Below are 12,929 nucleotides of genomic sequence, written 5' to 3'. Positions count from 1 at the left end.
ATCGTATGCGCATCGGTTTCGCCGGAGTGGCCCATTCACATCCCTTCAGCGACGCGCGCAACGCGCGGACACTCGGGGTGGACGAACTGACCGTCTGGGATCCCGACGACCACTCCCGGCGCGCAGACTTCGCCCGGGAGTGGCAGGCGACCACATACGAGAGCCTGGCAGACCTGCTGGACCGGGAACCGGATGCCGTGATCGTGACACCGCGGCCATATCGGATCGCCCCGGTGGTGGCGGCGGTGCTCGACCGCGGTATCGCCTGCTTTCTCAACAAGGTCCCGGCGGCCGATATGGCCGGACTGGACGCGCTGGACGCCGCGGTCGGCGACCGGGCCGGGCGGTTCTTCACCAGTTCGGTGCTCAGATTCGCACCCGGTATCCGGGCGCTGGCCGCGGAACTCGCCGGCGCGGAACCGATCGCCGCGCATATCTCGGTGCGGCACGGCATCGATGCGTTCACCACCGCCGCCCGCCGCTGGCAGGACGACCCGGCCGACGGGGGCGGTACCGCCGTATCGATGGGATTGCACGCGTGGGAATTACTGGACTCGGTCCTGGGGCGGGAGGTGACGCCGCTGGGCGGGGTGACCGCCCGGATCCCGGACAGCGCCACGATCTCGGAGAACACCGTCGCGCTGCACGCCGTCGCGGCCGGCGGAGTCCCGGTGACCGTGGATATCGTCGGGGCGGGCACCGGGGAGTGCTACGAGGTGGTGGTGCACACCGAGGCCGGGATCCGGCGGGTATCGCTGGGGCAGGCGGACGATCTCGGCTATCTCGACTGTCTCCGGGCGGTGCTGGCCATGGCCGACGGCGCGCCACCGCCGGTGCCGTGGGCGCGCAGCCGGGCGGTGGTGCGGACCACGCTCACGGCGGCTCAGTTGGCGCGCACCGGCGACTGAACGGTCGTGAGCGCCCGGTGGACGCCCAGGACCCGCTCCCGCTCGTCGTCCGGGAGCGCCGGCGCGTAGGGATCGGTGAGCAATTCGCCGGGCAGCGATCCCTCGGCTCCGGCGATCCAGGCCATGCGCTGCACGTACCCGTCCATCGGCTCCCGGAATGTCGCGGCGGCGAGGGCATCGAGCCGCCGGGTGGCCGCCAGGAACGCGGGCAGATCGTTGCCGGTGAAGGTGTCGAGTACCGCGCGAGTGATACCCACCGCGGCCGCGGCGATCCCCACGAGTGCGGCCTCGGCACCCCAGGTGAGCGAGGCGCCGAACATCCGGTCTTCGCCGGTGACGGCGAGTTTGCCGTGCTCGCGGACCAGCGCGATCCGGTCCTGGCAGGCGATCGCGTCGGACAGCCGGGCGAGTTTCACCGCGGCCACCGCCGGATGGGTGACGACGGCGGCGAAGACATCATCGGGATACGGCGCGGTGTAGAGGTCGAAACCGATCAGCGGCAGCCCGCCCGCTTCCCACAGCCGGTCGAGGTGGCGCCGCACCGATCCGGCGTCGCCCGGTGCGGGGAACACCAGCACCGCTTCGGCACCGGCCGCCGCCGCCACTCGGACCTCCTCGGCGGTCACCGCACCGGCGACGGTCGCGGCGCCCGCCCGGCGGGCCGCGCCGATCAGTTCCATACGCACCCCGGCGGACAGATAGGGGCCGCGACCGGTGTGCGCGGCGATGGCCAGCCCGTCGGCTCCGGCATCGACGAGCGCGCGGAAATAACTTTCCGCGAATTCGGGTCGTGCCCGGCCCGCGGAATCGAACGGCGTGGCGGGTGCCGCGTACAGGCGACCACGTGCTCCGGCGGCCCAGTCGCGTGCTTGTCCGAACCACTCCATGCCGCCAACCCTATCCACACCGGACCGATCGTCCCCGAACAGGAGTGACCGATGACCGTTTCGATTGCCGATGCGATCCTGTTGCGTCGCGAGCTGCACCGCAACCCGGAGGTCGGGCTCGACCTGCCGTGGACCCAGGCGCGCATCCTGCGCGCGCTCGACGGACTCGATCTGGAGGTGTCCACCGGGACCGCCACCACCTCGGTCACGGCAGTCCTGCGTGGCGGCGCGGTCTCCGGCGGCCGGCGTCCGGTGGTCCTGATCCGGTCGGATATGGACGCGCTCCCGGTCACCGAGTCGACCGGCTTGGACTACGCCGCCGGCAACGGCGCCATGCATGCCTGCGGACACGATCTGCACATGGCCATGCTGGTGGGCGCCGCGCACCGGCTCATCGCCCGGCGCGACGAACTGGCCGGGGACGTGATCTTCGTCTTCCAGCCCGGCGAGGAGAACTGGGGTGGGGCGCTGGCGATGCTGGCCGAAGGCGTTCTGGACGCGGCGGGCCGTCCGGTCGACGCGGCACTGGGCCTCCATGTGTTCTCCTACGATCTGCCGCACGGAGTTTTCGGAATGCGCCGCGGTCCGATGATGTCGGGTTCGAACACGTTCACCGTCTCGTTCACCGGTAGCGGTGGGCACGGTTCGGCACCGCAGACCGCCCGCGATCCGATCGTCGCCGCCGCGGAGTTCGTTTCCGCGCTCCAGACGGCGATCACCCGCACCTTCGGGATGCTGACCCCCGTCGTGGCCACGGTCGGGCAGATCAGCGGTGGTCACAGCGGAAATGTCATTCCGGATATCGCGCGACTCAGCGGTACGGCCCGCGCGTTCACCGCGGCGGATTCGGCCCGGCTGCGGGCCCTGATCACCCGGGTGGCCGACGGCGTGGCCGCCACCCACGGAGTCGAGGCGGCCACCGAACTGACCGAGGTCGCAATTCCGACGGTCAGCGCGGCGGCCGAGGCCGATTTCGCGATCACCGCGGCCCGGCGGCTGTTCGGCGAGTCCGGGGTCGAGGTCATGGAGAATCCATGTACCGCCTCCGAGGATTTCTCGTGGTTCCTCGATCGGGTACCCGGCGCATTCGTCCTGCTCGGGGCGTGCCCGCCCGGCCGTGACCCCGCCACGGCACCGTCGAACCATTCACCGTTCGCAGTGTTCGACGATGCCGTGATCGAACGCGGGATCCGCTTGGAAACCGAATGGGCGATCGCCCGGCTGGACACGCTCGCCACCGGCTCGCCCGGCAGCGGCCGCGCATAACGTTCGGGGCGGGAGGCCGGTAAGCCCACCGCGGGGATCCGGCGGCGCGCATGCGCAGCGGCACAGCCCCGGTGTATCGACGCCGCCGCGCGGACAGGTCGGCGGCGAGCCCGGCGAATCGACGCTCCGCCGGGGCGGCGAGCCCGGTGAAGTAGAGCCACTCGGACTCTATTGGGCCGGTGTCACACGGATCTATGCTGCAGAAGTGGCCGTTGTCGGCGTCGTCAAGCGACTGCTGGTAGGGCCCGCGTTACGTACCGAGCGCGAGCGGGGTCAATTGCTGCCCAAATGGGTGGCCCTGCCGGTGTTCTGCTCGGATCCGATCTCATCGGTGGCCTACGCCACCGAGCAGATCCTGCTGATAGTCGGTCTCGGCGGCGTCGCCTACCTGGAACTGGCCGCACCCGTGTCGGTGGCGGTCGGGGTACTGCTGGCCGTGGTCGTACTCTCCTACCGGCAGACGTGCCATGCCTATCCCGGTGGCGGCGGGGCGTTCGTGGTCAGCATGGACAACCTCGGGGAGAAGGCCGCGCTGACCGCTGCCGCCGCCCTGCTGGTCGACTACGTGATGACCGTGACCGTGTCCGTGGTGGCCGGGGTTCTCGCCGTCACCTCACGTTTTCCGGCTCTGCAGCCGTATGCGGTCGAGCTCGCGGCCGGCGGTGTGCTCGTCCTGGCCGTGGCCAACCTCCGCGGGGTGAAGGAGAGCGGGAAGGTATTCGCCGTTCCCACCTATACATTCATCGCGCTGGTCTTCCTGCTTCTCGCCACCGCGGCCGCGCGGGACGTTCTCGGCGTCGGAATCCCGCTCGCGTCGGGGGCCGGTGAGCAGCTGATCGCGCGCGAACCGACCGGCGGATACCTGACCGTATTGTTGGCGTTGCGGGCATTCGCGTCGGGCTGCACCGCCCTGACCGGTGTCGAAGCGATCAGCAACGGCATCCCGTCCTTCCGCCCACCCCGGGCCCGCAATGCGGCCACCACCTTGACGATCATGGGTGCGCTGGCGATCGCCATGTTCACCGGACTCACCGTACTGGCTCTGAAAATGCACGCCCGGGCCTATCCCGACGGCTTCCCGTCGGTGATCAGCCAGCTCGGTGCCGGAATCTGGGGACCGAATTCGATCGCGTTCCTGGTCTTCCAGCTCTCGACCGCGGCAATACTCATCCTGGCCGCCAACACCGCATTCAACGGATTCCCGGTCCTGGCCTCGATCCTGGCCCGGAACCGGTACCTGCCGCGGCAGCTGTACCACCGCGGTGACCGGCTCGTCTATTCCAACGGCGTGCTGCTACTCGCGGGCTTCGCGGTCGTGTTGATCATCGGTTTCGACGCCAATATCGACAAACTGATCCAGCTCTACATCATCGGGGTGTTCACCTCGTTCACGCTGAGCCAGACCGGTATGGTCCGCCGCTGGCAACGCCTCCTCGCGCAAACCGCCGAACCGGCGACCCGCGCCCGCATGCGCCGGTCGCAACTGATCAACCTCACCGGCGCGGTGACCACCGGACTCGTCCTGATCATCGTGGTCCGCTACAAGTTCGCCGGCGGCGCCTACCTGGCGATCATCGCCATGGTGGTGCTGTACGCGATGATGAAGGCGATCAGCGTGCACTACCGCCGGGTCGGTGCGACGATGTCGGTGCCCGAGCACGCCGAACTCGTCCAGCCCAGCCGCAACCATGCGATCGTGCTGGTCTCCCACGTCAACCAACCGACCGTATTCGCCCTCGGCTACGCGAAGCTGACCCGTCCCGACCGGATCACCGCGCTGTCGGTCGCCATCGACGAGCCCGAGGCCCGTCGGCTCCGCGACACCTGGGAGCGGCACCACTTCGACATCCCGTTGACGATCGTCGAATCGCCCTATCGGGAGATCACTCGACCGATTCTCGGGTATATCCGCCGGCTACGCCGCGGTTACCCGCGCGATGTCGTGACCGTGGTGATCCCCGAGCACGTCGCCGGACACTGGTGGGAACAGCTACTGCACAACCAGAGCGCGTTGCGGCTCAAAACCCGGCTGCATTTCGAACCCGGGGTCGTCGTCGCCAGTGTGCCCTACCAGCTACGGCCGTCCCTCGGCCCGGGGCCGCCGACCGGCACCGAACCCGGACAGCACCGGATATCCGGGCAGCAACGCCGATGACGAGCCGCAGCCGTACCGGTATCGGTACCGGTCGGTTCGCGCACCCGGGTCCGCTGCCGACGCCCCTCCCAACGGTGCGGCCGAAGTCGATTCCGACTGCGGAACCCGGTCCCGGACCGGCCACGCGCTCCACGGCCCGGACGGCTGCTCAGTAGACGGCGACGAAGTCCGCGACGAGCCGGTTGAACTCCTCGGCGTGCTCGATCATCACCCAGTGCCCGCAGCGGTTGAGCAGTACCGCCCGGCTGTCGGGGATATGCGCCAGCAGCAAGAGCGTGTTCTCGTAGGACACCACCCGGTCGTCCTTGCCGTGGATCAGCAGTGCGGGGGGCGGCGATGCCGGCGAGTTCCGACCGGTCGACCCACACCGGGATCGGCATCCCCGCGGCGAGACCCGCCGCATAGTTGCGCAGATGCTCGGGGCGGGCGAGTGCCGCGTCGGAACGGGCCTGTACCAGTTCGGGGGTGGCGAAGCGCGCCTTGTCGAAGGTCATCACCTCCACCAGACGACGCATATTCGCCGGGGACGGATCCTGATAGGCCTGAACAAGCACCTTCAGGCCCTCGGATGGGCCGTCGCCCGCCCCGAACAAGATCGGCGCATTACCGATCGGCGGACCCATCGTGACCAGGTGGCCGACCCGCTCCGGATGGTGGATCGCCAGTCGCGGCGAGGTGTGCCCACCCATCGAATTGCCGACGAAGGCCGCCTTCTCGATGCCCACCGCGTCCAGGAACTGAACTGCCGCGCCGAGATGATCGAGCTTGCCGAGGCAGGCGACGCGTACTGCCCGGCGAGTAGCCACTCGCCGGGCAGTGCGCCGGAACGGGCCGGTCCTCGACCCGAGTGATGAATCGGGCGCGGGCCCGCTCACACTCGGCCGCGGGCCGGGTGATCTCTCATCGCCGTGCGGCCGCCACAGATGATCTCGGCCGGCGCACTCAGGAGATCTTGCGGCGGTAGGTGGTCATGGCGAAGAGATAGGCGACGACCAGGATGCCGACGCACCAGCCGAGGGCGATCCAGATATCGTTGCCGACCGGCTGCTCGGAGAACAGGGCGCGGATGGCGTCGATGATGGAGGTCACCGGCTGGTTCTCGGCGAAGGCGCGAAGCGGGCCCGGCATGGTGTCGGTGGGCACGAACGCGGAGCTGATGAACGGCAGGAAGATCAGCGGGTAGGAGAACGCGCTCGCGCCGTCCGGGGTCTTCGCGGACAGGCCCGGAATGACCGCGATCCAGGTCAGCGCCAGCGTGAACAGGACCAGGATCCCGGTCACCGACAACCACGAAAGCAGTCCGGCGCCGGAGCGGAAACCCATGAGCAGGGCGACGAGCACGACGACCACGACAGAGATCAGGTTGGCGACCAGCGAGGTCAGTACATGCGCCCACAGAACAGACGATCGTGCGATCGGCATCGACTGGAATCGCTCGAAGATGCCACTCTTCATATCGAGAAACAGCCGGAACGCGGTGTAGGAGATTCCCGATGCGATCGTGATGAGCAGGATGCCGGGAAGCAGATATTGGACATACGAATCCGATCCCGAGTCGATCGCGCCGCCGAAGACGTAGACGAACAGCAGCATGAACGCGATCGGCATGATCGTGGTCGTGATGATGGTGTCCACGCTACGCGTGATATGACGCAGGGATCGTCCCAATAGCAGAGTGGTGTCGGCGAAGAAATGCGTGGTCATCATATTTCCTTATGTGGTGCGAACCGCGCCGCGGTCATTGCCCGGAGTGCCCTTGTCGGCATCGTCTCCGACGAGAGCGAAGAAGATGTCCTCGAGGCTCGGCTGTTTCTCGATGTATTCGACTTCGGCAGGTGGGAGTAGCTGTTTGAGCTCGGCGAGAGTTCCGTCGACGATGATCCGGCCGCGGTGCAGAATCGCGATCCGGTCGGCGAGTTGTTCGGCCTCGTCCAGGTATTGCGTGGTGAGCAGCACCGTCGTGCCGTGCTCGGCGAGTTCCTTCACCGCGTCCCACACCTCGATGCGCGCCTGGGGGTCGAGCCCGGTCGTGGGCTCGTCGAGGAAGATCACCGGCGGGTTCCCGATGAGGCTCATGGCGATATCGAGGCGACGGCGCATACCACCGGAATATGTGGATACCTTCCGCGTGGCCGCGTCGGTCAGCGAGAAGCGCTCGAGCAGGTCGTCGGCGACGGTGGCCGCGTTCTTCAAGTGCCGCAATTTCGCGATCAGCACGAGATTCTCCCGGCCGCTGAGAATTTCGTCGACGGCGGCGAACTGACCGGTGAGGCTGATGGACTCCCGTACATCACCTGGTTGGATGGCGACATCGAAGCCGTTGACACCGGCCGTTCCCGCGTCGGCTCCGAGCAGGGTGGACAGGATCCGCACGATCGTGGTCTTGCCGGCCCCGTTCGAGCCGAGCAGCGCGAAGATGCTGCCCCGCTCGACGTCGAAGTCCACGCCGCGCAGCACCTCCGTCTTGCCGTAGGACTTCTCCAGGCCCCGCACACGGATCGCCGGAGCTTGCTGTGTCGTCATCGAAAGGTCCTACTTTCCTTCTGTGGCGGCGCGGTCGATGGCGGTGTTCAGCCGAGCCCGTTCCCGATTGAGCCAGGATTCCTCCTGGTAGTTCCGCGCGAAGGTCTCGATGAACCCCACCGGGTCGGCTCCGACGACCTCGCGGATCGGGATTTCATCGGCCGCGCTCTGCTCGAACAGATCGAGGAGGTCGTCGAACATGGCCACGCCGCCACCTCCCGCGCCGCCGTACATCACGTACCGCTCGAAAGCCTCGACCGCGGTGCGGTAATTCGCGGGCAGCTGCTTGGATCGCGTCTTGTACTGCCGCCACCGCTTCTTGTCGTCCAGGTCGCCGATCACTCTCGAGGCGAGATCCGATATGTCCATGGCTATTTGCCTTCCTTTACACGGAGCTGTTCGATACGTTCGGCGAGGAAGCTCCACGTCCTCCAGAACTCGTCGAGATAATCCCGTCCTGCGGCGTTCAGGGAATACACCTTGCGCGGGGGACCCTTCTCCGAGGGAACCTTTTCGACATCCACGAATCCGCGCTTTTCGATCCTGACGAGCAGGGCGTAGACGGTGCCTTCGGCGATATCGGAGAAACCCTGCTCCCGCAGCCATGCGGTGATCTCGTAGCCGTACGCGGGACGGCCGAGCAGAATCGCCAGCACGATGCCCTCCAGCGTTCCCTTGAGCATCTCCGTCTCCTGTTTGCCCATGAACACTCCTCCAGATACTCAGTGTCACTGACTACCACTAGATAGTATCACCGAGTAGTAGTGCCGCAAGCCCTCTCGACCGGCGCACGAGCAGCCGGTCGAACCGGCCGAGAGGCGGGCATGTCCGCGCCGGTCGGCGCAACCCGAGCGATCGACTCCGGCACACCAACAGGCTGATCATAAGTAGATGTATACGTACACGCCCGCAACCGAATATACGTATAGGTGCACGTATACACAAGCCCCAGGTTGCGAAGCACTCCCTTGCTCGTCCGCGGCAGATCGCGCGACGTCCCGGCTCCCGCGGCGCTGTCCGGCGCGGGGTGGCGACGCTGCCGCGCTTGTCGACACGGAGACCAGCAACGTCACCGTCGGCGCGGCCGCGGTGTCCGGTCCGCGGTCTCGATGATCGAGAACGGTCCGTCACCTGACCGCCGCGGCGATCTAGCTTTCTACTCGTGACCGGCACACGCACTTTCCCGCACCTGCTCGCCCCCGGGACGATCGGCCCGATGTCCCTACCCAACCGCGTGGTCATGCCGGCGATGGATATGAACCTCTGCGAGGACGGCGAGATAGAGCAGGGAGATATCGACCATTTCACCGCCCGGGCGGCCGGCGGGACCGGCTTGATCATCACCGGAGCCTGCGCGGTCGCCTACCCGATCGGGTGCGCGAGCACCAAGGAACCCGGTCTCTCCGAGGACCGGTTCGTCCCCGGGCTGAAAGCTCTGGCCGACGCCGTCCACGCCGCGGGCAGCAAGCTGTGCGTGCAGATGACCCACCACGGCAAGATCGCGCGGATCGACACCGTCCAGGGCCGGCCACTGCTGGTTCCGTCGGTGCCCACCGGCCCCGCCGACCTGTCCGCTCTGGCGGACAACACCCCCGAGGAGCTGCGGAAGCTGGGGGCCGTCACCGGCGGTAGGCAGGGCACGTATCACGAGGCGACGAAGGACGATATCGACTGGCTGGTGCGCTGCTTCGCCGCGGCCGCCGCGCGGGTGCGGGACGCCGGCGCGGACGCCGTCGAGATCCACGTCGCGCACGGTTATGTACTCGGCGGCTTCCTGAGCCGGGCGGACAACAGGCGCACCGACGAATACGGCGGATCCCTCGAGAACCGGGCGCGAGCGGCGGTGGAGGTAATCCGCGCGGTCGCGGCGGAGGTCGGCGATTCCCTCGCCGTCCTGGTACGCGTCGCGGGGCGCGAATTCGGCGAGGAAGGCGCGCTGACCACCGAGGAGGCCGTGGCGGCCGCGGTACTGTTCGAGGCGGCGGGTGCCGATGCCCTGCACATCACCGGGTGGGGTCGCAACCCGTTCGCCAACTTCACCGACGGTCCCCTGCCGGAGGAGATCGGCGCCTATACCGGGCCGGCGGCCGCGGTGAAGAAGGCCGTGCGGATCCCGGTGATCGCCGTCGGCCGGATGCTCCCGGAGGTCGGCGAGAAGGCGATCGCCGACGGCGCGGCGGACTTCGTGGCGATGGGCCGGCAGCTGCTCGCCGACCCGGATCTGGTGAACAAGCTGCGCGCGGGAAGCCCGCAGCGGATTCGCCCCTGCATCAATTGCTATGTGTGCGTGCAGGAGAACTTCTGGGACGACACTCCCCTCTGCGCGGTGAACCCCGCGCTGGGCGATGAATCGCTGCTTCCACTGGCGCGCGCCGACATCCGTAAGCATGTCGTCGTCGTCGGCGCGGGCCCGGGCGGACTCGAGGCCGCGCGCGTGGCCGCCGAACGTGGGCACCGGGTCACGGTGCTGGAGAAGTCGGATCGGCTCGGCGGCACCCTCTGGTTCTCCGCCCTCACCACCCCCGACAACCAGCGACTGCTGAAGTGGCTGACCGTTCAGGTCGAGCGCCCGGACATCGATATCCGCTTGAACTCCGAAGCCACCGAATCGTCGATCGCGGCGCTGCACCCGGACGCGGTGATCGTCGCCACCGGGGCGGTGCGCGGGCGTCCGGCGATTCCCGGTGGCGACCTACCGCACGTGCACACCGGCGATACCCTGCGCGCTGTGATGACCGGGTCCGGGGACGTCGCGCAGGTGCCGTGGCTGTTGCGGACCATCGCCGCACTGGGCAAACTCTCCGGCATCACCAGGAGCCCGGCCGCGATCCGCGCCGTGACCCGCAGATACCTCCCGATCGGCAAGAACGTCGTGGTGATCGGTGGATCCCTCGTCGGATTGGAACTCGCGGAGTTCCTCGCCGAACGCGGACGGAACGTGACATTGCTCGAGGAGGGCCGGCAACTCGGCGTGCCGATGGCGATGCCGCGGCGATGGACTGCCGTGCGCCACGCGGGTGAGGTGGGCGTACACCTGCATCGCGGTGCCACGGTGCTGCGGATCACCGAAACGCACGTCGAGTTCCGTCTCGGGGACCGGGTGACGACCGCACCGGCGGATATGGTGGTCGTCGCCTCCGACGTTTCGGCGCGCGCGCGGCTGGCCGAGGCACTGGTGGGGACGGTTCCCGAGATTCACGTGGTGGGGGACGCCGCGAAGGTCGATTACATTCAGGGTGCGATTCATACGGCGTGGAAAGTCGCGACGCGATTGTGAATTCCGGCGACCCGTTCGATCAGGGTGACCGCGCACCGCGGCCTTGATTCACCCCGTCCTTCGGAAAACTTCGTCATGCCTGTCGCCGGAACGAATGTATCGGCCGTTCCGCGCTCCGACGCGACAACGGCGACGGACTCGCCCTGATCGCAGCGGCTGGTCGAACTGCCCGGAGTCCACTGGCGCAGCGCGTGATTCCGTCGCCGATCACCTCCTTCGCCGCGCCGACGAGCCGCGGCGATCGCACGGCACCCGAGTCTTCGGCGGCACCGGCGCCGTCGGCCGGAAGCGTCGCCATCACCGCTGATCAACCGGTCCCCCGGCGACTCCCGCACAACGAGACCACACCCCTGCTGTGCTGTGCGTCACTCTAGCGTGTGCCGACGTGGCGGAGGCTCCCTCTGTTTCACGAAGGCTCTCTGGAGGAATTCCATGACGACATTCCCTGATCCTGTGGCCCCGGTCGATCCGGCCCCCACATCCGGACGCTTCGCCAGAAAGCGTTCCGCGGGAACGATCATCACCATTCTGGTACTGGTCGAGATCATCAGCGCATTCGAATCGTCGATGGTATTCGCCGCGATTCCGACACTCATCCGCGAATTCGACAGTGATGCCGGTACGGTCGGCTGGACGGTCACCGCGTTCCTTCTGGTCGCGGCGGCCGCGGCGGCCGTATGCGGCCGTATCGGTGATCTGTACGGGCGCGAGCGGGTTCTCGTGGTGATCCTCGCTGCCACTGTGGCCGGTTCCCTGATCAGCGCGCTCGGCGACAGTATCGGCACCATCATCCTCGGCCGCGCGGTCCAGGGTCTGGCCGGCGCCATTCTCCCCCTGTGTGTCGGGCTGGCCCGTGAACACCTGCCCAAGGCGAAGATTCCGGTCGCCGTGGCCGTGATCTCCGGAACCGCGATCGCCGCGGGCGCCGCTGCGGCCTATATAGCCGGCCTGATGATCGATTACGCCAGCTGGCATATGATCTTCGTCGTCGCGGCGGTGTACGCGGCATGCATGCTCGCACTGGTGTTGTTCGCACTGCCCTGGCGGCCGCCCACCGGGACGACGCAGAAGATCGACTATCTGGGCACCCTCGTCTTCGCACCGGCCATCGCGGCAATCCTGCTGGGTATGAACAAGATCAGCGCCTGGGGCTGGACCGACGGCAAGACCCTCGGCCTGATTCTCGGCGGGCTCGTCGCCCTGCTGCTGTGGGTGCGCTGGGAACTGCGGGTGGAGGATCCGATCGTCGATGTCCGGATGCTCACCGATCGCCATCTCGCGTTGACGATGCTCGCCACCGTGACGCTGGCGGCGGGCCCCTTCGGTATCGGCAACATGATCAACGCGCTGATCCTGCAATCCCCGCAGGACGGACCGTTCGGCATCGGGATGTCCCCCTCCGACGCCGGTTTGCTGACCTTCGCCGGTGCGATGTTCGGTTTCGCCTTCACCCCGCTCAGCGGCCGGCTCACCCGCACCGTGGGATCCCGGATATCGCTGCTGATCGGCGGCCTGAGCTATGCGGTGGGTTGCGTCCTCACCTACGTTTCCCACCACTCGATGCTCGGGATGTTCGTTGTGCTGGTATGTGTCTCGGTCGGTGCCTCGTTCGCGTACACCGCCCTGCAGAACCTCATCGTCGAAACCGTGGCGGTGGAGAACACCAGTGAGGTCGCGGGGCTCAATGCCGTCGTTCGCACCGCCGGGCAGGGCATCGGTACCTCGATCGCCGGTACGGTGCTGGCGGCGACCGCCGTCGCCGGGGTCGATACCGCAGTCGGTCTCGACGCCGTCGTGACGATCATGCTCGTCGGCACCGTACTCACGGTCGCTCTCTCGTTACTGATCCGACGCGGCACCGTCTACACCGCCTCGACCGGGACATAACCGATCCGGTGTTGCGCCCGAGGTCG

Annotated in this window: 11 protein-coding genes; 5 read left to right on the top strand and 6 right to left on the bottom strand. The window is 67.6% G+C overall.

Annotated features, from left to right (window positions below; genetic code table 11):
* Positions 1-5: 5 nt before the first annotated feature.
* On the top strand, positions 6-908 hold the full coding sequence (locus ABZV91_RS10615; RefSeq protein ID WP_355238591.1) for a Gfo/Idh/MocA family oxidoreductase: 903 nt from the start codon (positions 6-8) through the stop codon (positions 906-908).
* On the opposite strand, the gene ABZV91_RS10610 is transcribed toward ABZV91_RS10615, so the two are convergent.
* Positions 884-1,795: a dihydrodipicolinate synthase family protein gene (locus ABZV91_RS10610; RefSeq protein ID WP_355238588.1), complete on the bottom strand. Its 912-nt coding sequence runs from the start codon at positions 1,793-1,795 to the stop codon at positions 884-886. The two genes, ABZV91_RS10615 and ABZV91_RS10610, sit on opposite strands and share 25 nt — an antisense overlap.
* Positions 1,796-1,846: 51 nt before the next feature.
* Between ABZV91_RS10610 and ABZV91_RS10605 the strand changes: the two genes are divergently transcribed.
* Positions 1,847-3,061, top strand: coding sequence for a M20 family metallopeptidase (locus tag ABZV91_RS10605; RefSeq protein ID WP_355238585.1), 1,215 nt, complete (start codon positions 1,847-1,849; stop codon positions 3,059-3,061).
* Positions 3,062-3,266: 205 nt separating this feature from the next.
* Complete coding sequence (locus ABZV91_RS10600; protein WP_355238583.1) at positions 3,267-5,216, top strand: APC family permease; 1,950 nt, start codon at positions 3,267-3,269, stop codon at positions 5,214-5,216.
* A 148-nt stretch (positions 5,217-5,364) separates the two neighbouring features.
* Here ABZV91_RS10600 and ABZV91_RS10595 read toward each other — a convergent pair whose 3' ends face one another.
* The 5 genes from ABZV91_RS10595 to ABZV91_RS10575 form a co-directional block, all read right to left on the bottom strand.
* Positions 5,365-5,631, bottom strand: a complete 267-nt coding sequence (locus ABZV91_RS10595; protein WP_355238703.1) for an alpha/beta hydrolase — start codon at positions 5,629-5,631, stop codon at positions 5,365-5,367.
* Between the two features lie 527 nt (positions 5,632-6,158).
* A complete protein-coding gene (locus ABZV91_RS10590) occupies positions 6,159-6,920 on the bottom strand; it encodes an ABC transporter permease (protein WP_355238701.1) in 762 nt (253 codons plus the stop codon).
* Between the two features lie 9 nt (positions 6,921-6,929).
* Positions 6,930-7,739 (bottom strand): ATP-binding cassette domain-containing protein, encoded by an 810-nt coding sequence (locus ABZV91_RS10585; RefSeq protein WP_355238580.1) that lies wholly within the window; start codon positions 7,737-7,739, stop codon positions 6,930-6,932.
* Positions 7,740-7,748: 9 nt separating this feature from the next.
* Positions 7,749-8,108, bottom strand: a complete 360-nt coding sequence (locus tag ABZV91_RS10580) for a DUF1048 domain-containing protein (protein WP_355238577.1) — start codon at positions 8,106-8,108, stop codon at positions 7,749-7,751.
* A 2-nt stretch (positions 8,109-8,110) separates the two neighbouring features.
* Positions 8,111-8,443 carry a PadR family transcriptional regulator gene (locus ABZV91_RS10575; protein ID WP_355238574.1) on the bottom strand — a complete coding sequence of 111 codons (333 nt, stop codon included), beginning with the start codon at positions 8,441-8,443 and terminating at the stop codon, positions 8,111-8,113.
* A 458-nt stretch (positions 8,444-8,901) separates the two neighbouring features.
* On the opposite strand from ABZV91_RS10575, the gene ABZV91_RS10570 reads away from it, so the two are divergent.
* Positions 8,902-11,016: an FAD-dependent oxidoreductase gene (locus tag ABZV91_RS10570; protein ID WP_355238571.1), complete on the top strand. Its 2,115-nt coding sequence runs from the start codon at positions 8,902-8,904 to the stop codon at positions 11,014-11,016.
* Between the two features lie 432 nt (positions 11,017-11,448).
* Positions 11,449-12,903 carry an MFS transporter gene (locus ABZV91_RS10565; RefSeq protein ID WP_355238567.1) on the top strand — a complete coding sequence of 485 codons (1,455 nt, stop codon included), beginning with the start codon at positions 11,449-11,451 and terminating at the stop codon, positions 12,901-12,903.
* Positions 12,904-12,929 lie beyond the last annotated feature (26 nt).

Source organism: Nocardia sp. NPDC004568 (assembly GCF_040609955.1).
Classification (GTDB): domain Bacteria; phylum Actinomycetota; class Actinomycetes; order Mycobacteriales; family Mycobacteriaceae; genus Nocardia.
Note: the sequence above shows the minus strand (reverse complement) of the source record. Positions and strands in the feature narration are given on the sequence as shown.